We start from the raw sequence: 19,541 nt of genomic DNA, 5'->3' as shown, positions 1-19,541 counted from the left end.
AAAACCTTAAGTAAATTCATTCTTCACCAATCACATCGCCTTTAATCGGCGCTTGACCACCTGATCTATTCATAATGGCATCAAATTTTTCATAGTCTGCCTGTTGTTGCCGCACGCTAAAAAACTCGGCGGTTTCTAATGCGCTGATTTTTTCTGCCACTGCCATGGCGACAAATTGGTTAATGCTGGTGCCATCACGTTTGCTGGCTGCGTCTACCGCATCTTTGAGTGATTGTGGTAAACGTAAGGGGTATGTGGATGCTTTGCTCATTTAAAACTCCTTAAAAACTCTGATGGCAATAGTAGCTGTATGCCAAATCTTTGTGGTGTTAAGCCAAAGTGCTTTTGATTAAAACTGATCAATGCTTTTGCGCAACCATTGACTGCTGCTTCTAGCACCATTTCGTCTGCAGGATCACGTAATTGTGGGCGCCATAAATAATGTGTTTTTACCGGGCTGATAATACTTGCCAAAGTGTTGATGAAAATCTCAGCTTCTTGTGCCGATAAACCAGCCGCTTGGTAATGTATGGGCAGCGTGCATTTGGCCTCGTATTCCATAAACAGTGAGACGCTAGCCATCAGTGTCAGTTCGCCACGCCTTGCGCGACGAATGATTTCGGCAGAGGCTCCAGATGGGCTGCGCATGCCTGCAATAATGACATCAGTGTCTAGCACAATTTTCATTTTTTTTATGATATCACCGGCGATGTTGCTTTGAAAGTGTGGCGTTTTAAGATGAGTGTTATAAAAGCTCAAGTAATCAGCAGCGTACCATTTATCCTAACGCGGAAAAGTCGTTGTTAGGAATTGCGCTCCGCTTGGTCAACGCAACGCTGCGCTATTAAGACTCTGGCTTAGGCCGTCATGCCTATTCGAGCAAGTATCTCTGGTATGTGTTCTGCGGCGACCGGGCGGCTAAACAGATATCCCTGTATTTCGTCGCAATGACTGTCGGTGAGAAAAGCCAGTTGCTGCTCAGTCTCTACCCCTTCTGCAATCACAGTGAGTTGCAGGATGTGCCCAAGTTGGATGATCGCACGGACAATTTCTGCACTGTCCTGGTCTTTGTGAAGGTCTCGGATGAAGGATTTATCAATCTTGAGTTTGTCGACGGACAGTCGTTTAAGATAAGACAGGCTGGAGTAGCCGGTGCCAAAGTCATCAATGGCTAGTTTTACGCCGATGTGTTTTAGCGTGTGCAGGGTGCTGATGACGGATTCTGTGTCCTGGATCAGGATAGATTCAGTCAGCTCGAGCTCCAGGCATTGCGGGGGGCAGGCTGAAATCATGTAGTGCAGCGCTGATGGTTTCTACAATATTGCCATGCCGGAACTGGTGCGAGGATAAGTTGACCGCTACCACCAGCTGGGTTTGCCCTTGCTGGTGCCAAGCAGCCAGTTGCCGGCAGGCTTCCCGCAGCACCCACTGGCCCATCTGGATAATCATCCCGCTTTGTTCTGCGATGGGAATGAACTCGCTTGGCGGGAGCATCTGCCCATCGGCGTTTTGCCAGCGGATTAAGGCTTCAATCCCACTGATGCGGCCATCAGATAGGCGTATTTGTGGCTGGTAGTGCAGTAAAAACTCATTGTTTTTAAGTGCAGTGTGCAGGTCTGTTTGAATACGCATGCGCTTTTGTGCGTCGGCATTCATCTGCGTGACAAAAAAGCGGTAGGTATTGCGGCCACAATCTTTTGCCAGGTACAAGGCGGCATCGGCGTTTTTGCGTAGGGTTTCAAAGTCTTTGCCATCGCTTGGGTAGAGGCTGATGCCAATGCTGAAAGACGCATGCAGTGTATTACCGCTGACCTCAAACGGCTCTTGCATGGCGTTAAGAATTTGCTGTGCGGTTTGGGTCACGATATCTGGCGCTTGGGCGTTATTGATCAGCAGCACAAATTCGTCACCGCCCTCGCGGCTGAGCATGCAAGCCTCTGACAGCATACGTTCAAGGCGCCTGACCACCTCTTTTAGCAGCGCATCGCCTATGGCATGACCAAAGCTGTCGTTGATCTCTTTGAAGTTGTCCATATCAAGAAACAGCATGGCGAGGCCGTATTCGCGCTTATTGGCTTGATGGATAAACTGTTCAAAACGTTTGCGCAGTAACAGGCGGTTAGGGAGGCCGGTCAGTGGGTCATGGTGTGCCAGATATTCCAGTTTTGTTTCTGCGTCCCGATGTTCGGCACGGATACGCAGGGACTGAATGCCAAACGCCAGGTCATTGGCGAGTTCATCGAGCAGGGTGACTTCTTCAGCAGAAAATGCATAGGTGCGGGAGGCGTAGATCGTGATCACGCCTATGGTCTGTTTTGCCACTTTGAGTGGCAAGGCGATGCATGAAAGCAGGCCTTCCTGGCTGGCGAGGTCGCCCAAATTAGTCAAGCGGGCTGCATTGGGATAGTCCTGGATAATCTCTACACGCTCGCTTTGAAAGGCTTTTACGGCCAGGCTGATTTCCGGGGTTTGCTGCTCAAGCGCCATCGTCTTCGTCAGCTTTTGACCGGCCATTGCGGCAATGCGCAGGGGTTGGTAGCTGCCATAGTTGGGATAACCCACCCAGGCCAGCGGATAGCCCCCAGAGTCAATCACCAACTGGCAAATGTCGTTGAGCAGGTGTTGTTCGTTTTCTGCATGAATGAGCATCTGGTTACAGCTACTCAACAAACGCAGTGAACGATTGAGCGTCAGCATTGCTTTTTCGGACTGCTTTTGCTGGGTGATATCACGCAAGATGCAAAGCACCCCCGAGACCTCGCCGATGGCATCTTTTTCCTGCACAAGACGGAGCTCAATGACGCGGTCATGCGGCCAGTGGCTCTCAATGGTGCAAGCGGTTTCTTGCTCTAGGGTTTGCAAAATCGCGTGGTGAATTTTTTTGCGTTCTGCTGGCGTGGCAATCAGATCAGATTCAAGCAGAGTCTTACCCAGCAGCGTGGATTCCGCTATGCCAAACAATGCTGTGAAAGAAGGGCTGACGTAGCTGTATCTGGCATGCTGGTCAAAGCGGGTAATATGGTCGGGATGGTTTTCAATCAGTGCGCGTAAACGTTTTTCACTTAACTTGAGTGCCGTGATGTCATGCGCAATCGCAAGGGCACCCACCACGTTGTTATCACCATCCAACTCGGGGACGGCATGAATTCTGAGCACCTTGGAGTGGACATTCGGGCCATCCGGTAGCCGGTCTAGAAAAAAATCAAACTCGGTATCTGTGCCGGTTTCTATGACGCCGCGGATTTTTTCTTGGTAGTGTTGTAAAGCGACGGAGGAGGGTCTGAGCGAGCTGGGTGTTTTGCCTTGAAGGTCTTTAGCCGGTTCGCCAATCAGTTTGATTGCGGCTGGATTGAGATAAGTGCGCTGGCAATCACGATCATAATGGATGACAGGCTCATGCAAATAATCAGTCAGCATGATGAATTTTCTGTCATCAGCAGCCATGGTGTTAACCCCTGAAGAATGTCGTTTTATCCGTCAAAGAATAGCACACAAACTTAATTGTTTTTGACTTCATTTTACGAGCTGCAATTGCTGACCGTTTTACGGGGATGCACACTTACTTCAATCATCGCTGCTAAATTAGGTCGCCTGAATGTTGTGAGGGATAATAGCGGTTTTCGCTTAAAACGTTATTCTCGGAAGCCTCCCCATGGAAGTTAAAGTCAATTTTCTCGATAAGCTCCGCCTTGAAGCCAAGTTTGATGACTTCACGGTGATTGCCGACCAGCCTATCCGCTACAAGGGTGATGGCTCGGCGCCTGGGCCGTTTGATTACTTTCTGGCTTCTTCTGCACTGTGTGCGGCTTATTTTGTGAAGCTGTATTGCAGCACCCGCAATATTCCGACCGAAAACATCCGCTTGTCGCATAACAATATTGTCGACCCGGAAGACCGTTACAAGCAGATTTTCAAGATACAGATTGAGTTGCCTGCGGATATCTCTGAAAAAGACCGCATAGGCATTTTGCGCTCGATAGACCGTTGCACGGTGAAAAAAGTAGTGCAGACCGGGCCTGAGTTTGTGATTGAAGAAGTGGCCAGCCTGGATGCCGATGCGCAGGCCTTGCTGACGGTGAACCCGGCGGCGGAGACGCAGACGTATATCACCGGCAAAGATTTGCCGCTGGAGCAAACCATTGCCAATATGACCGGTTTGCTGGCGAGCCTGGGTATCAAGATCGAGATCGCTTCGTGGCGCAATATTGTGCCTAATGTATGGTCGTTGCATATCCGCGATGCGCATTCGCCCATGTGCTTTACCAACGGCAAAGGTGCGACCAAGGAAAGTGCGCTGGCCTCGGCGCTGGGTGAGTATATTGAGCGGCTGAGTAACAACCATTTTTATGCCGGGTCTTACTGGGGCGAAGAGATTGCCAATGCCGACTTTGTGCATTACCCGAACGAGCGCTGGTTTAAGCCGGGGAGCAAAGATGCGCTGCCAAAAGAGATTCTGGATGACTACACGCGGGCCATTTACAACCCCGATGGCGAGTTACGTGGCTCGCATTTAATTGATACAAACTCTGGCAATCGTGAGCGTGGTATTTGCGCGCTGCCGTTTGTGCGGCAATCGGATGGCGAAGTGGTGTATTTCCCGTCTAACTTGGTTGAAAACCTGTATGCCAGCAATGGCATGAGTGCAGGCAATACGCTGGCCGAGGCGCAGGTGCAATGCTTGTCCGAGATTTTTGAGCGGGCGGTGAAGCGCGAGATTATTGAAAGTGAAATGGCATTGCCGGATGTGCCGCCAGCGGTGCTGGCCAAGTATCCCGGCATTGTGGCGGGCATTGCGGGGCTGGAGGCGCAGGGTTTTCCGGTACTGGTGAAAGATGCATCGTTAGGCGGGCAATATCCGGTGATGTGTGTCACCTTGATGAACCCGCGCACCGGCGGCGTATTCGCTTCGTTTGGCGCACACCCGAAGCTGGAAGTCGCACTCGAGCGCAGCCTTACTGAGTTGCTGCAGGGCCGCAGTTTTGAAGGTCTGAATGACTTGCCGCAGCCGACCTTTGTCAGCGAAGCGGTGACCGAGCCGAATAACTTTGTTGAGCATTTTATTGACTCTAGCGGTGTGGTGTCATGGCGCTTTTTCAGTGCTAAGTCGGACTACGAGTTTGTGGAGTGGGATTTTTCAGGCCATGGCGACAATGCCAACGCCGAAGAAGCCGCGACCTTGTTTGGCATTTTGGCTGAGATGGGCAAAGAGGCCTATGTGGCAGTGTATGACCAGCTGGGCGCAACGGCCTGCCGCATTCTGGTGCCAGATTATTCCGAGGTGTATCCGGTGGAAGACCTGGTGTGGGATAACACCAATAAGGCGTTGTTGTTCCGCGAAGATATCCTGAACTTGCACCAGCTGGACGATGACAGCCTGCAAGCCTTGCTGGAACGGCTGGAAAATAACGAGCTGGATGATTACGGCGATATTGCCACTTTAATTGGCATCCAGTTTGACGAGAACACGGTGTGGGGCCAACTCACCGTGCTGGAACTCAAACTATTGATCAATCTGGCATTACAGCAGTTTGAAGAGGCGCAGGATCTGGTAGGGGCATTTTTGCAGTACAACGACAACACCCTTGAGCGCGGTTTGTTTTACCAGGCACTGAATGCGGTGCTCGAAGTGACGCTTGATGACGAGCTGCAGCTGGCTGATTATGAAGTGAACTTCCGCCGCATGTTTGGCGATGCCCGTATTGACGCGGTGCTAGGCGCTGTCGATGGAAGTGTGCGTTTTTATGGCCTGACACCGACCAACTTGCAGCTGGAAGGGCTGGACAGGCACCATAGACTGCTGGATAGCTACCGGAAATTACATGCCGCACGCGCCAAGGCCGCGGCCGCTTAGGCGCGCTGACCAAGTGCCATTGGCGATGACTTAGGCATGAAGCCCGTCAGTTCTTCATCTGTATTGCATCCACGCAATCTGCACCGCGAGGGCTATGACTTTGCGTTACTGGTGCAGGCGCACCCGCCCTTGGCGGCGTATGTGCGCCCGAATGCCTATGGCGAGGACTCGATAGACTTTGCTAACCCGCAGGCGGTAAAGGCCTTAAATCAGGCCTTGCTCAAGCATTATTATGGCGTGGCGGTGTGGGATATTCCCAAGCAATACTTGTGTCCGCCTATTCCTGGCCGGGCTGATTATGTGCATTACCTGGCGGATTTATTGGCCGGGCAGGGGATTGATCAGGCTGTGCGTTTGCTGGATATTGGCACTGGTGCGAATCTGGTCTATCCACTGATTGCAGCGCAGACTTATGGCTGGCAGTGCTTGGGCGTGGATATTGATGCCAAGGCCTTGCGTAATGCGCAGCAATTGATTGAGGCCAATGGCTTGCAGCCAAAGATCAGTCTGCGTCAGCAGCCGAATGAGGCAGCGATTTTTAAAGGCGTGATCTTACCGGGCGAGCAATGGACGCTGACCATGTGCAACCCGCCTTTTCATGCGTCGGCGGCCGAGGCACAGGCAGGCACGCAGCGTAAATGGCGCGGGCTGGGAAAGCGGCCACCGCAAGCGCTGAATTTTGGCGGTCAGGCCAATGAGTTGGTGTATGAGGGTGGTGAGGCCGCGTTTTTAACCACCATGATTCGCGAGAGCAAGCTATTTGCCAAACAGTGCGTGTGGTTTACCACGGTGGTCTCTAAAGCCAGCAACTTGCCGCTGGTGATGCGTGAACTCAAGAAAGCTGGGGCGCTGACAGTCAATACGGTGGAGATGGCGCAAGGCCAGAAACAAAGCCGGTTTGTGGCGTGGACGTTTCGCTCGTCCACCAAAAGCCATGGCGATTAGCTAGGAGTTATGAGCGAGGTTAACGTAATATTAATCGCCAAATTTATCAAGTAATGTCAGTGCCGTGTTCGCATCCCCCTGCTTTGCTCTGGCTTCAAAGCGTGTTTTTGCATCAAAGTTTGCAAGGGCGACAGTCGCCAACTCATCCACCAGTTTGTTGACGCTGACCTTATGCGCTTTGGCGAGGGATTTAAGTCTTTCGTGTTTGTCATCCGGCAAACGAATCGTCAATATGCTCATGTTGACTCCTTAGGGGGTCTGATCATCTTTAAAAAATACTCTGGACCTACAATTTGCAGTTGATTAAAAATCAGCTCCCCTCTGGTGAGATCCTTCAGGTTGCGTGTCACAATAAAGTCCGCTTGACCAGCAATGGCCAGTTCAATCAAATGATTATCCGCTTCATCCGGTAGATTCGGCCGCCAAGCATAAAAAACCTCTGACCATTTGCACACGGACAAAAAACCATTTAAAACCATGTCTCGTTCTTGTTGATTGAGTTTGCTGCCTTGAAACAAAAGTTCACGATTTAAAACATCTTCGTATTCTGCAAACAATGCAGCACCTATCAGTGGTTGAATCTGACCCTGCAGGCATAGCCGCAAAATCTCTCTGGCAACACTGCCTTCATTTTGCAAGGCTGCAACCATGATATTGGTATCCAGAACAATGTTGAAGGTCATGCTTCAATGATAGCGCATACGCTATCATGAATAAAGGGCGCCGGAGGAGTGCTCCTCACAAAACAATTAAATGTATGGGCAATTAATAAACCACGTATAATGTAGCTACCCTGTGAACTACCAATCCTCACAGCGGCCTTGTCATAAATCATCGATATAATCCTCGTTTGTCCAGATTGGTGTTGCTGCGGCAACAGACCAACGCCCAATAATTTGTTGCATGCCTGCCGTTTGTGATAGGTCATGCACGCTATTAAAGTTGAATAACCTTGTCACAAGAAACTACCCCCGCAAACACGACGTTTGCTGATTTAAATTTGTGCGCGCCTGTGTTGCGCGCGATTGCCGATGCCGGCTATACCTCACCGACGCCGATTCAGGCGCAGGCGATTCCTTACGTATTGCGCGGTGGCGATTTACTGGCCGGGGCGCAAACCGGGACCGGCAAAACCGCAGGCTTTACCTTGCCGATTTTGCATCGTTTGTCTGAAAGCCCGTTAAAACAAACCGCCGCGGGCAAGCCGCGTTGCCTGATTCTGTCGCCCACACGTGAGCTGGCGGCGCAGATTGGCGAGTCAGTGACCACTTACGGTAAATATCTGCCACTCAAAAGCATGGTGGTATTTGGCGGGGTGGGCATTAATCCGCAAATCAGCTGCTTGAAAAAACCACTCGATATCATGGTGGCGACGCCGGGCCGCTTGCTCGACCTCACCAACCAGAAGGCGCTGGATTTGTCCGGCATTGAGATTCTGGTGCTGGATGAAGCTGACCGCATGCTGGATATGGGCTTTATTCACGACATTAAGAAAGTGCTGGCCCTGCTGCCTAAAAAACGGCAAAACCTGCTGTTTTCAGCGACGTTTTCTGATGAAATCAAACAACTGGCAGACAGCCTGCTGAATAACCCGGACCTGGTGGAGGTGGCGCGGCGCAACACCTCAAACGCCCTGATTGAGCAAAGCGTGCACATGGTGCCACAGGCGCACAAGCGTGAGATGGTGAGCTTTTTGATCAAGCAGCAGCAATGGCAGCAGGTGCTGGTGTTTACGCGCACCAAACATGGCGCGAACCGCCTGGCTGAAAAACTGGTGAAAGACGGTATTCCGGCGATGGCGATTCATGGTAACAAGAGCCAGAATGCGCGTACGGCGGCGTTGGCTGAGTTTAAAACCGGCGGCATCACCGCGCTGGTGGCGACCGATATTGCTGCACGTGGCCTGGATATTGACCAGCTGCCGCAGGTGGTGAATTTTGAGCTGCCTAACGTGCCAGAAGACTATGTGCACCGCATCGGCCGCACTGGCCGTGCAGGCGCTACCGGGGCGGCGGTGTCACTGGTGGATAGGGAGGAACTCAAATTGTTGAAAGACATTGAGAAGCTGATCAAGCGCGAGATCCCCAAGCTGCCGGTAGAGGGCTTTGTCGCCCCCGAGAAAAACAGCGAAGAGCCGGATCGACCATCACGCAATCAACCTCGCGGTCAACGGTCTGCGCCTAAATCAGCGCAGGCGCCCCGTGACGCATCGCGTAGTCAGAAACCAGGCCAACCCAGACAGCCTCAGCCTAAACAAGGCCAAGCCCATTCCGCGACAAGCAACCCGCGCAACGCTGGACAACACGCTGGCCAGAAAAAACCGGCGAATGCATCTGGTCATTCTGCAGTCCAGCAAAAATCTGCGCGGCAGCCTGGTGGCCACAAACCGCAAGGCGGCGCGTTATTTAGCGCCAGACCGGTGCCGAAAGCCGGTTAATGCGGATTTGGGTGGATGCCGATGCCTGCCCGGGCGTGATCAAGGACATCTTGTGTCGGGCGGCGGAGCGTAGTCAGGTCATGACTACCTTTGTCGCCAACAAAGTTCTCTATGTGCCGCCCTCAGCCTATTTGCGCGCCTTGCAAGTCGCCAAGGGCTTTGATGTGGCAGATAACGAGATCGTGGCGATGCTGGAAGCGGGCGATTTGGTGATTACGGCAGATATCCCGCTTGCCGCGCAGGTGATTGAAAAGCAAGCGCATGCGTTGAATCCACGCGGGGAGTTTTATTCTGAAGAGAATATCCGCGAGCGGCTGGCTATGCGCGACTTTATGGAATCACTGCGCGCCAGCGGGGTGGAAACGCAGGGCCCCAATGCCATGCAGGCGTCTGACCGCCATGCGTTCGCGCGGCAACTGGATCAGTTTTTGGCGCGCAAACGCATGGTCTAGGCTAGCCTTGCTAAGCGTATGCGTTGATTACCGTTTGACGTCTGCTGCCAAGGTTACGTCTGTATAGCAGGCCAAGCAACAGGCCGCCCGCCAACAGATTCAGGCTGATGCTGGATTCAGGCACCGGTGTTACGACCGACCAACCGATGGCCGCCATGCCTGCATAATCCAGATCGGTAAAATATTTGCGTGTGCCCGGGGTAATGTCTGGGTCCATTACCGTCTCTTGTAGTGTTCCGCCAACCGTGCTCATGGTGCCGGGCGCCCAGTGCGCCAGGTCATTGCTGAGGGCGACGGTCCCGGTTTCGCTACTGTTAAAATTGCTGCCGTTGACCTGTGCTTCAAACGAGGGGGCCAGGCCAAAGCCAAGCACGTGGGCAATTTCGTGTACGGCCACCGTGTAAAAATCAAATTGGGTATTGGTCAAACCTGCCTGATCCTGGCCAAAATACCATGAGGTTGAACTGTTGAAGCTGATCATGCCACCCCAGGTGGCAAAGTCGGTGGCACTGTTACCCGTGGTGTTAGTCTGGCCACGGTCGACGGCGTTGGCGCAAAAACTGCCTAGCCCACTACATGAATAGCCGCCGGACCCGCCTGCGCCAATGGTGAAGCCACCAAGATTATCGCTACCCACATATATTTTGATCACATTTGCTGCCACACTCAGATTGGAGAGCGTTTGCGTCTGGTTAATATCCGAGGGGTCAAGAATCAGACCCTGGAAGTTGTTGATGCCGCCTGAATTAATGGCGCTTAGTGAGTCGGTAATGCGGGTTTCAAACACCGAGGCAGCCGCATTGAGGGTTTGAATGTTGGTGCTGTTAAAGAAGCCGCTGGTATCGTAACTAAAGTCAAATTGGATATCAATATTGGCAAATGCGGACGGGGATGCCACGAGTAGGGCAGTAAGAGACCAGGTTAACAATTTCATCGCAGACGTATCCTCTTGATAGGTAATTTAGAGTTGTTTTAACCGCAGTATAGCGATCTTATGTCTGCTGTTGAGCATACTGCCGTGTCTCGGCTAAAAATAGCCATGATGCATCCTGCGTTTAGGGCAAAATGCGACAGCATGCCACCCGATGGGGTCCGTAAGGGGCTTAAGCCGACTGATATAGATGGTGCTGGTGGATATACTGGAGCACAGACGCAGGCAACTGGTCTGTCAAACTCTGGCCTGGATGCGCCAGTACTGCACGGATGCCGGTCGAGGAAATCGCTGGTGGGCTCTCGGGCAAATAACCGATGAAGCCATGCGTAGCGGCTGCACACTGGCTGACAAAGGCCTCGATAGCCACGAACTTTTCCGTGTGTTCTGCATGCAACACAAGCCTGGATGCCAAGTCTGCACGGTGCACAACCAACAGATGGCAATACTCCAGCAGTTCCTGCCAGCGGTGCCAGGTCGGCAATTGCTGGTAGCTATCTTGGCCGATGAGCAGGCAGAGGGATTGCTCGGGGAAACGCTGGCGGAGCAGGTGTAACGTTTCTATGGTGTAAGAGGGGCCCTGGCGATCCAGTTCACAGCTGTCGAGCACGTATTGCGGATGCGCCTGAATGGCAAGCTTGACCATGGCAGCACGGTGTTGTGCGGTGACCGCCGGGGCAGTCTTGTGCGGAGGCAAGGCAGCTGGCACAAAGCGGATTTGCGTACAGTGCAGCGTGTCCAGCACGGTCTGTGCGAGCGCCAGATGCCCGTTGTGAATGGGGTTAAAGGTGCCGCCGAAAATGCCTATGCATTCCATCTTCATGACTCTTTGGGTAGATTATGGCGTTGCGCATCTGGCATTGCACAAGCCAAACGCCTGCCAGCGTGATTACGCGCGGACGTGGCCGTCACCCAAAACGACATATTTGAGGGAGGTTAAGCCTTCCAGACCGACCGGACCACGCGCATGCAGTTTGTCGGTAGAAATACCGATTTCAGCACCAAAGCCATATTCAAAGCCATCGGCGAAGCGGGTAGAGGCATTGACCATCACACTGCTGGAGTCCACTTCACGCAAAAACTGGCGTGCCTTGGTGTAGTTTTCGGTCACAATCGCCTCGGTGTGCTGGCTGGAATACTGGTTGATATGCGCAATCGCTTCATCCACGCCACTGACCACCTTGCAAGAGATAATCGCGGCCAGATATTCGGTGTAATAGTCTTCTTCAGTCGCCGCCTTTGCCTGTGGCACGATGGCACGCGTTTCGTCGCAACCACGGATTTCCACACCTTTGGCTAGCAGCATCTCGGCCAGTTGAGGCAGGGCAGTGTTGGCGATGCTGCGTGCGACCAGCAGTGACTCTGCCGTGTTGCAGGTGCCCAGACGCTGGGTTTTGGCGTTTTCGAGGATACGCACGGCTTTGACCAGGTCGGCTTCGTCATCGACATACACATGGCAGTTGCCATCCAGGTGTTTGATCACCGGGATGCGGGCATCGTTGCTGATGCGCTCGATCAGGCCTTTGCCGCCGCGTGGCACGATCACATCCACATATTGCTTCATGGTGATGAGTTCACCGACGGCAGCGCGGTCAGTGGTCTCGACCACGAGCACGGCCGCTTGTGGCAAGCCCGCTTGTTGCAGACCCTGATGCACGAGCTTGGCCAGCGCCTGGTTGCAATGGATGGCCTCGGAGCCGCCGCGCAGAATGCAGGCGTTGCCGGATTTGATACACAAACCCGCCGCATCGACCGTCACGTTAGGACGGGCCTCGTAAATAATGCCGATCACGCCCAGCGGTACGCGCATCTGGCCGATCTGGATGCCGGAAGGACGGTATTTGAAATTGCTCATTTCGCCAATTGGGTCTGGCAGGCTGGCAATTTGTTCGAGGCCTTCTGCCATGGTTGACACTGATTTCTCGCTTAATGTCAGGCGGTCCAGCATGGCGGCTTCCATGCCATTGGCTTGGGCGGCTTGCAGGTCTTGCTGGTTGGCGGCGAGCAGGGCTTTTTCGTGCTGACGGATCAGGGCGGCAATATTGCGCAGCGCCTGGTTCTTGGTGTTGGTGTCAGCTTTTGCCATCAAGCGGGAGGCGGCGCGTGCCTGCTCCCCCAGTTGTTTCATATAGTGTTGAATGTCCATAATCGCTATTCTAACTGAAAACCTTAACGAGACCTGCCTGCGGCGGTTCTGGCCGTCTTGTTGGCTGCCATGCGCGCAATACCTGTACATAGCCTTGACAGCTCCAGCCAGGCATCGCCATCGCCCACGCCTTTTGCCATGCGGTCTATGTCAGACAGTTTTTGCAAAGCAGCTTCGATATGTTTTTGCGGTAAAAATTCCAGCGCGCGCCTGACTAATTGCTGGCGGTCACCAAATAGCCTGGCTTGACTCAGCGCGGCTTGCATGGCGATGCCTTGTTGCATGGCCAGCCTGACTTGCAACAATGGGCGGAACAGCCAAATCAGCGGATTCATGACCGCCACCGCGGTTTCGCCTTCTTCGCGCAGGCCTTCGAGCATGCGCATGACGCGTTGCGGGTCGCCTTGCAACATGGCTTCCCCCAGTTGCGAGACGTCAAAGCGGGCCACATTAAGCACGCATTGGCGGATGGCGTCTTCACTGAGCGGGCCGGGTGGGTAGAGCAAGCCCAGTTTTTGGATTTCCTGATGGGCGGCCAGCAGATTGCCTTCGACCTGCTCGGCAATAAAGCGGCGCGAGGCTTCATCTGCAGTTTGCTGTTGCATGGCCAGTCGCTGCGCAATCCACTCCGGTAGTTGTGCCAGTGGCACCTGATTCAGTACCAGCAGCACCCCATGTTGCGACAGGGCTTCATACCAGGCGCTGCTGGTCATGTCACGGTCTGGGGCGGGCAGGGTGAGGATGATGGTGGTATCAGCCGCAGGCTGTTCTGCCAGTTGCTGCAAGGCTTTGGCGCCTTCCACGCCGGGCTTGCCGGTGGGGAGGTTGATTTCAAGAATGCGTTGCTCGGCAAACAGCGAAAAGCTCTGCAGAAACTGGCTGACTTGTCCCCAGTTGAAGTAGCGTTCTACAGTAAAACTGGCACGCTCTTGCGCGCCATGTTGGCGTGCGGCGGCGCGGATCTGGTCTATGGCCTCGGTGATGGAGAGGGGCTCATCACCCGCCAGCACGAACAAATGCTGTTTGGGAGGCAAGTATTGCGCGAGTTGCGCTGCCTGAATGCGCATGGCTATTCGGCTTTTTTAAGGGCAGACAGTCGTCGCATGATGCCGTTGAGCACGTCTAACTGCATGCTGTCACTGAGCATTTTTTGCTCGGCCTGCTTGGCCAGCAAGTTGGCGTCGTTATAGGTATAGTCACGACGGCCTTCCATGATCAACGGCAGTGCCCAAGTTGGCTCACCGGTGACTTTGGTACGGTATTGCACGCGGTAGTACAGCTCGTATTCTCGCACCACCCCGGTCCCGCTCAGAGACAGAATACGTTGTTCGTTTTCTTCTTTGAGCAGTTCCAGCTGTAGTTCAGCTTCTTCGGCGTCGGTCACCACCTTGACACCCTGTTCTACCAAGGCCTTTTTGAGCGCAATGTTGATTTGCGTAGAGCCCTTGATGAAAATGGTTTTAAAGGCAATCGGTGACGGTTGGCGCAGGTGAAACCCACACGCAGACGGGAGCGCGGTCAGCACGGCGATGCTGCACCACAGGGTGATCGCGTGAATCCAGCGGGTAGGGGTTGTCTGCTGCACAATGCGCTCCTCGAAAGAAAGGACTAAGCCACCACAATATTAATCAGTTTGTTGGGCACAACGATGATTTTTTTCACGCTGCCTTCATTCAGGAATTTTTGGACGAAATCCTGATTAACGGCAGTCGCTTCAATCTGCTCTTTGGCCATGCTCTTGGGGATGCTGATGCTGCCACGCAGCTTGCCATTGACCTGCACCACGTATTCCACCTCGTCCTGTACCAGGGCTGAGTTGGCTGGTTCTGGCCATTTGGCAGACAGAATGTCTTCGCCCAGCTTGAGCGATTGCCACATGACTTGCGTGATGTGCGGTGCAATCGGCGATAGCAGACGCAACAGGATGCTGTAGCCTTCAAGCGCCACGGCGATCCAGTCTTTTTCTGCTTCTTTTTGCACTTTCTCCAGCGTGTTGAGGATTTTCATGCAGGCAGAGGCCACCGTGTTGAACTGTAGCTTGCCCAGATCGACATTGGCCTGTTTGAGCACGCTGTGCACTTCACGTCTGTGGTTGGCCAGCTCGCCGGTCAGTTTGTTTGGCAGGTCAGCCGGTGTTTGTTGGGACAAGACATGGCCAAAATTCCATACCCGTTTCAAGAAACGGTGTGAGCCTTCCACGCCACTGTCTGACCACTCCAGCGTTTGTTCTGGCGGCGCCGCAAACATCATAAAGAAGCGGGCAGTATCCGCACCATATTGTTCAATCAGCGATTGCGGGTCGACGCCATTACGCTTGGACTTGGACATGGTGCCTATGCCTTGGTAGTCAATCGCCGAGCCATCTTTGAGCAGCTTGGCACCAGTCACCTTGCCGTTGTTGTCGTGTACCAGCTCGACTTCTTCCGGCGCAAAATATTCAATACCGCCTTTAGCCGTACGGCGCGAGAAAATATGATTCAGCACCATGCCTTGTGTCAGCAGGTTGGCAAATGGCTCATCATAATTGACCAGGCCGAGGTCGCGCATGACCTTGCTCCAGAAGCGGGAGTAGAGCAGATGCAAAATCGCGTGTTCAATGCCGCCAATATACTGGTCTACCGGCATCCAGTGGTTGGTCTGTGCATCCACCATGGCTTCATTGCTAAAGCCTGAGGCATAGCGTGCGTAGTACCAGCTGGAATCGACAAAGGTGTCCATGGTGTCAGTTTCGCGCTTGGCGGGCTGGCCACATTTGGGGCAGGTGCAGTTTAAAAAGTCTTCGCGCTTGTTGAGCGGATTGCCTGAACCATCCGGGACACAATCTTCCGGTAATTTCACCGGCAGCTGGTCGTCGGGCACAGGCACATCGCCACAGCTGTCGCAATGAATGATCGGAATCGGGCAACCCCAGTAGCGCTGACGGGAAACGCCCCAGTCGCGCAGGCGCCAGTTGGTCTGCTTGCCGCCCAGATTTTTTTCTGCCAGATCTGCTGCCACAGCCTCAACTGCTTCTGCATAGCCCAGATCGTTATATTTGCCAGAGTGGATGCAGACGCTTTTGGTTTTATCGCCGTACCACTCTTGCCAGGCTGCCAGGTCAAATTCCTGACCGAGCACGCTGATCACTTGTTTGATCGGCAGATTGTATTTTTTGGCAAAGCCGAAATCACGTTCATCGTGCGCAGGCACGGCCATCACGGCGCCTTCGCCATAGGTCATGAGGACATAGTTGCCTATCCACACCGGCACCTGTTCGCCGGTCATCGGGTGGGTGACGGTCAGGCCGGTGTCCATGCCTTCTTTTTCCATGGTTGCCATGTCAGCTTCCATGACGGAGCCTTGCTTGCATTTGTCGATAAATGCTTGCAACGCCGGGTTTTGTTGCGCAGCTTGTGTCGCCAGCGGATGCTCGGCTGCCACGGCACAGAAGGTCACGCCCATGATGGTGTCGGCACGGGTGGTGAATACCCACAGTTTGCCGTCATCAATCAATTGGCCGTCATTGTTTTTGATGTCGTGCGTAAACGCAAAACGCACGCCCACGCTCTTGCCTATCCAGTTGGCCTGCATGGTTTTGACACGCTCAGGCCAGCCTGGCAGTTTGTCCAGATCATCCAGCAATTGCTGTGCGTAGCCGGTGATGTTGAGGTAGTAGCCAGGGATTTCGCGTTTTTCTACGATCGCCCCCGTGCGCCAGCCGCGGCCATCAATCACCTGCTCATTGGCGAGCACGGTCTGGTCGACCGGGTCCCAGTTCACCACCTGGGTTTTTTTGTAGGCGATGCCTTTTTCCAGCATGCGCAAAAACAGCCACTGGTTCCATTTGTAATAGTCAGGCTGGCAGGTGGCCAGCTCGCGGCTCCAGTCGATGGCAAAGCCCAGTGACTTCAACTGCTTGCGCATGTAGGCAATGTTGTCATATGTCCATTGGGCTGGTGGCACGCTATTCTGAATCGCCGCGTTCTCGGCAGGCAAGCCAAACGCATCCCAACCCATGGGTTGCAACACGTTAAAGCCTTTCATATGGTGATAGCGGCTTAATACGTCGCCGATGGTGTAGTTACGCACATGCCCCATATGCAACTTGCCACTTGGGTAGGGGAACATCGACAAGCAATAGTATTTGGGCTTGTGACTGTCTGCCTTGGCCTGGAAACTCAGCTTGCTGTCCCAGTGCTGTTGGGCCTGTTGCTCGACTTCTTTAAATGGATACTGCTGTTGCATGCTGAAATGGGTTTGAAATAAAAAACAAGATTATACCTGACTAAGGTTCTGCTGGATGGTGGGGATGATTTTCCTGAAGCGGAATTTTTAACGCCTGCATATCCACGTAAGTGGTGGTTGATATTAACCAATTCTAAATCGGATTGGTTTTTTTGGACCAGTGATTAAATTGATTTATCATTAATATATAGTCATAAAATAGATTATTTTTATAACAATCATATAGTTAATAATTATCGCGATATGTTGGCATGTTGTTTGCAGCCTTGACACACTCTGTTGTCATTTTTGGGGTTACACACATGCAAAAACCAAGAAAAAAACTGATTGTCGTTGCGACGGCATTTTCATTACATGCCTATGCGCTACAGGGGCTGGCAGAAGACCAGTCTCAAGCGAGCAAGTCGGTGGCGCTGGATAAACTCGAAGTCCGTGGCATTTTGCCCGACCGCCTGGACTCCGTGCCGGGGTCATACGATTTAATTGATGAAAAAGCACTGATGGAGCGCCGCCCATTCTCAATTCAGGAAGCGTTGAACAATGTGCCTGGTGTGAATGTCGTTGGGGAGAATACATTTGGTTTGGGCGTGAATATCGGGATTCGGGGATTAAACCCTCGCCGGACTTCACGTACCTTGTTAATGGAAGATGGGATGCCTATCTTTCTGGCGCCTTATGGAGATCCGGCAGCGCATTACACCACACCGCTTGAGCGTGTACAGCGTATTGAAGTTGTAAAGGGGTCCGGCCAGATTCTTTATGGACCACAGACCGTGGGCGGCATGATCAACTTCGTGACTCGGCCTGTGCCAACGGATGGTCAAGTGCATGGAAATGTACAGGCGACGTTGGGTAACCATGACTTTAGCAGTCTTTACGGCACGATAGGCGCTGGTGATGAGCGTGGTGGACTGATGATAGATGCCCTACATAAAAAAGGCGATGGCATCCGCAAGCATCATGACTTTGAGATTCAGGAGTATACGGCGAAAGGACAGTTAAACTTGTCGGACAGACATACGTTGATTGCTAAAGCCAGTTATTTCCGCGAGGACTCGCATGTATCAGAAACCGGTTTGGGCCTTGTGGAGTATCACGAAGATAAGTATCAGGCACCTACTGGCAATAATGATGTGTTTCAGCATGAGCGGACTACCTTTCAATTGCAGCACCTGTTTCAGGTCAATGAGCAGGTGAAATTGAGTACGCAAGCGTATTATGCAAAATCTGAACGGGCATCATTCAGGCAAATCAACAACCCAGGTGAAAATGCGGGTCGATCCCAACTGGAAAGATGTCCAGCAGGCATTGGCGGTAATGGTAACCCTAATCTGGCGTTAGCTGATCAATGCGGCGGGCGTTGGCGGCCACGTGAGTTTGAATATTGGGGGATTGAGCCACGTCTGGATATTCAACACAGCCTATTCGGGATCGAAAGTAATGCAGTATTGGGCTTCAGATATCACAAGGAAGACATCGATCGTAAACAATATCGTGGTGATGACGCCCGTTTCCAACATCTGGGTTTTGCCCAAACGACCTTGCCACGAGAAGATATTAAAATTGAAGTAGAAGCAAAGTCCTATTACGCACAGAATACCTTCTATGTTGGAGACTGGACATTTACGCCCGGTCTGAGACTAGAGGATATCCGGATTAAAACGGATGTGATGCGTGCAGATGGTAACCCCCAAAATAACCCTGAGTCCAAGTTAACGAATAATCAAACTAAGTTATTGCCAGGATTGGGTTTGACCTGGAATGGCTTTGAGAAAACAACTTTATTTGCGGGTGTGCACAAAGGTTTTGCACCACCACGTCCTGACCGTGACCTTTTTGCTGAAAATGGTGCGAATACAGCCGTTGTGAGTAAAACCAAGCCAGAGGAGAGTATTAATTGGGAGTTAGGTTTAAGATCGAGTTTCTTTAAAGGCGTTACATTTGAGAGTACCTTATTCCACACGGTCTTTGATGATATTGTCGTCGCTGGGCCTGTACAAGGCACATTCATTAATGGTGGTCAGTCTGAACAAAATGGTATCGAGTTTGGTGGTCGAATTAATTTTGGGCAGATTTACAACACTTCGCACAACTTCTACATCGCAGGCTCTTACACTAACTTGTTCACTGCTAAATTTAAAAAAACCAATGCAGCAGCTAATATTGTAGACGGTGATCGCTTGCCATATGCCCCTCGGAATCTTGCTTCTTTAAGCTTTGGTTACGAGCATCCGGTTGGTCTTGATGCACGTATCGGGGTGGATTATGTGAGCCGTCAGGAAGAGGATGTGTCCTTCAGAGACGGCCGTAATAGCGCGAATGTATTGCGAGGGGTGACAGGTGATATTCCATCTTACGCGCTCATTAACGCGACTGTGAATTACAGACCGGTTGGGAGTCGCATGACTTATTTTGCCAGCGCTTATAATCTGGGTGATCGCGAATATCTTGCTAGCCGTGTCGATGGTATGGTGGCAGGACGCCAGCGCCAGGTGTTTGGTGGCATACGTTACGATTTCTAATCGTAACGTCCATAAAAAAGCCCGCAACTTGCG

At 52.4% G+C, this 19,541-nt stretch carries 15 protein-coding genes and 1 pseudogene; 5 read left to right on the top strand and 11 right to left on the bottom strand.

The genetic code is table 11. The annotated features are described in order from the left end of the window. Positions 1–16: 16 nt before the first annotated feature. From INP77_RS02905 to INP77_RS02890, 3 genes and pseudogenes are all read right to left on the bottom strand, one after another. On the bottom strand, positions 17–271 hold the full coding sequence (locus INP77_RS02905; RefSeq protein WP_194747187.1) for a toxin-antitoxin system HicB family antitoxin: 255 nt from the start codon (positions 269–271) through the stop codon (positions 17–19). Beyond that, entirely contained in the window at positions 268–687 is a 420-nt protein-coding gene (locus INP77_RS02900; RefSeq protein ID WP_194747186.1) for a putative toxin-antitoxin system toxin component, PIN family, read from the bottom strand. The genes INP77_RS02905 and INP77_RS02900 overlap by 4 nt, the downstream gene beginning before the upstream one ends. Positions 688–857: 170 nt before the next feature. Then, positions 858–3,417, bottom strand: a pseudogene (locus INP77_RS02890) (EAL domain-containing protein). Positions 3,418–3,652: 235 nt separating this feature from the next. Here INP77_RS02890 and INP77_RS02885 point away from each other — a divergent pair. Beyond that, positions 3,653–5,851, top strand: a complete 2,199-nt coding sequence (locus INP77_RS02885; RefSeq protein ID WP_194747183.1) for an OsmC domain/YcaO domain-containing protein — start codon at positions 3,653–3,655, stop codon at positions 5,849–5,851. A 36-nt stretch (positions 5,852–5,887) separates the two neighbouring features. Then, positions 5,888–6,796 (top strand): 23S rRNA (adenine(1618)-N(6))-methyltransferase RlmF, encoded by a 909-nt coding sequence (gene rlmF / locus INP77_RS02880; RefSeq protein WP_194747182.1) that lies wholly within the window; start codon positions 5,888–5,890, stop codon positions 6,794–6,796. A 30-nt stretch (positions 6,797–6,826) separates the two neighbouring features. Here the strand turns inward: rlmF and INP77_RS02875 are convergent, their stop codons facing one another. Together INP77_RS02875 and INP77_RS02870 are read right to left on the bottom strand one after the other, a co-directional pair. Then, entirely contained in the window at positions 6,827–7,036 is a 210-nt protein-coding gene (locus INP77_RS02875) for a toxin-antitoxin system HicB family antitoxin (protein WP_194747181.1), read from the bottom strand. Further along, a complete protein-coding gene (locus INP77_RS02870; protein ID WP_194747180.1) occupies positions 7,033–7,479 on the bottom strand; it encodes a putative toxin-antitoxin system toxin component, PIN family in 447 nt (148 codons plus the stop codon). The genes INP77_RS02875 and INP77_RS02870 overlap by 4 nt, the downstream gene beginning before the upstream one ends. A 269-nt stretch (positions 7,480–7,748) precedes the next feature. On the opposite strand from INP77_RS02870, the gene INP77_RS02865 reads away from it, so the two are divergent. Further along, positions 7,749–9,233, top strand: a complete 1,485-nt coding sequence (locus INP77_RS02865) for a DEAD/DEAH box helicase (RefSeq protein ID WP_194747179.1) — start codon at positions 7,749–7,751, stop codon at positions 9,231–9,233. Continuing rightward, positions 9,233–9,685, top strand: coding sequence for a YaiI/YqxD family protein (locus INP77_RS02860; protein ID WP_194747178.1), 453 nt, complete (start codon positions 9,233–9,235; stop codon positions 9,683–9,685). Before INP77_RS02865 ends, INP77_RS02860 begins: the two co-directional genes overlap by 1 nt. 10 nt (positions 9,686–9,695) lie before the next feature. On the opposite strand, the gene INP77_RS02855 is transcribed toward INP77_RS02860, so the two are convergent. From INP77_RS02855 to leuS, 6 genes are all read right to left on the bottom strand, one after another. Next, positions 9,696–10,619 carry a matrixin family metalloprotease gene (locus INP77_RS02855; protein WP_194747177.1) on the bottom strand — a complete coding sequence of 308 codons (924 nt, stop codon included), beginning with the start codon at positions 10,617–10,619 and terminating at the stop codon, positions 9,696–9,698. Between the two features lie 169 nt (positions 10,620–10,788). Further along, positions 10,789–11,439 carry a nicotinate-nucleotide adenylyltransferase gene (gene nadD / locus INP77_RS02850; protein ID WP_228518657.1) on the bottom strand — a complete coding sequence of 217 codons (651 nt, stop codon included), beginning with the start codon at positions 11,437–11,439 and terminating at the stop codon, positions 10,789–10,791. 66 nt (positions 11,440–11,505) lie between these two features. Then, positions 11,506–12,762 carry a glutamate-5-semialdehyde dehydrogenase gene (locus INP77_RS02845; RefSeq protein ID WP_194747176.1) on the bottom strand — a complete coding sequence of 419 codons (1,257 nt, stop codon included), beginning with the start codon at positions 12,760–12,762 and terminating at the stop codon, positions 11,506–11,508. 23 nt (positions 12,763–12,785) lie between these two features. After that, positions 12,786–13,829: a DNA polymerase III subunit delta gene (gene holA, locus INP77_RS02840; protein WP_194747175.1), complete on the bottom strand. Its 1,044-nt coding sequence runs from the start codon at positions 13,827–13,829 to the stop codon at positions 12,786–12,788. 2 nt (positions 13,830–13,831) lie between these two features. Then, positions 13,832–14,347 carry an LPS assembly lipoprotein LptE gene (gene lptE, locus INP77_RS02835; RefSeq protein ID WP_368667888.1) on the bottom strand — a complete coding sequence of 172 codons (516 nt, stop codon included), beginning with the start codon at positions 14,345–14,347 and terminating at the stop codon, positions 13,832–13,834. Positions 14,348–14,370: 23 nt separating this feature from the next. Next, on the bottom strand, positions 14,371–16,986 hold the full coding sequence (gene leuS / locus INP77_RS02830; protein ID WP_194747174.1) for a leucine--tRNA ligase: 2,616 nt from the start codon (positions 16,984–16,986) through the stop codon (positions 14,371–14,373). A gap of 302 nt (positions 16,987–17,288) precedes the next feature. Between leuS and INP77_RS02825 the strand changes: the two genes are divergently transcribed. Then, positions 17,289–19,508 carry a TonB-dependent receptor gene (locus tag INP77_RS02825; RefSeq protein ID WP_194747173.1) on the top strand — a complete coding sequence of 740 codons (2,220 nt, stop codon included), beginning with the start codon at positions 17,289–17,291 and terminating at the stop codon, positions 19,506–19,508. Positions 19,509–19,541 lie beyond the last annotated feature (33 nt).

Origin of the sequence: Methylophilus sp. 13 (genome assembly GCF_015354335.1) — a bacterium.
GTDB classification, from domain to species: Bacteria; Pseudomonadota; Gammaproteobacteria; order Burkholderiales; family Methylophilaceae; genus Methylophilus; species Methylophilus glucosoxydans.
The sequence above is the reverse complement of the archived record's forward strand: the minus strand, read 5'-3'. Positions and strand labels throughout refer to the sequence as shown.

What these genes read in the sequence shown, in the direction of transcription:
- INP77_RS02905 (WP_194747187.1), bottom strand. Translation starts at nt 271, where the DNA reads ATGAGCAAAGCATCCACATACCCCTTACGTTTACCACAATCACTCAAA.
- INP77_RS02900 (WP_194747186.1), bottom strand. Translation starts at nt 687, where the DNA reads ATGAAAATTGTGCTAGACACTGATGTCATTATTGCAGGCATGCGCAGC.
- INP77_RS02885 (WP_194747183.1), top strand. Translation starts at nt 3,653, where the DNA reads ATGGAAGTTAAAGTCAATTTTCTCGATAAGCTCCGCCTTGAAGCCAAG.
- rlmF (WP_194747182.1), top strand. Translation starts at nt 5,888, where the DNA reads ATGAAGCCCGTCAGTTCTTCATCTGTATTGCATCCACGCAATCTGCAC.
- INP77_RS02875 (WP_194747181.1), bottom strand. Translation starts at nt 7,036, where the DNA reads ATGAGCATATTGACGATTCGTTTGCCGGATGACAAACACGAAAGACTT.
- INP77_RS02870 (WP_194747180.1), bottom strand. Translation starts at nt 7,479, where the DNA reads ATGACCTTCAACATTGTTCTGGATACCAATATCATGGTTGCAGCCTTG.
- INP77_RS02860 (WP_194747178.1), top strand. Translation starts at nt 9,233, where the DNA reads ATGCGGATTTGGGTGGATGCCGATGCCTGCCCGGGCGTGATCAAGGAC.
- INP77_RS02855 (WP_194747177.1), bottom strand. Translation starts at nt 10,619, where the DNA reads ATGAAATTGTTAACCTGGTCTCTTACTGCCCTACTCGTGGCATCCCCG.
- nadD (WP_228518657.1), bottom strand. Translation starts at nt 11,439, where the DNA reads ATGAAGATGGAATGCATAGGCATTTTCGGCGGCACCTTTAACCCCATT.
- INP77_RS02845 (WP_194747176.1), bottom strand. Translation starts at nt 12,762, where the DNA reads ATGGACATTCAACACTATATGAAACAACTGGGGGAGCAGGCACGCGCC.
- holA (WP_194747175.1), bottom strand. Translation starts at nt 13,829, where the DNA reads ATGCGCATTCAGGCAGCGCAACTCGCGCAATACTTGCCTCCCAAACAG.
- leuS (WP_194747174.1), bottom strand. Translation starts at nt 16,986, where the DNA reads ATGCAACAGCAGTATCCATTTAAAGAAGTCGAGCAACAGGCCCAACAG.
- INP77_RS02825 (WP_194747173.1), top strand. Translation starts at nt 17,289, where the DNA reads ATGCAAAAACCAAGAAAAAAACTGATTGTCGTTGCGACGGCATTTTCA.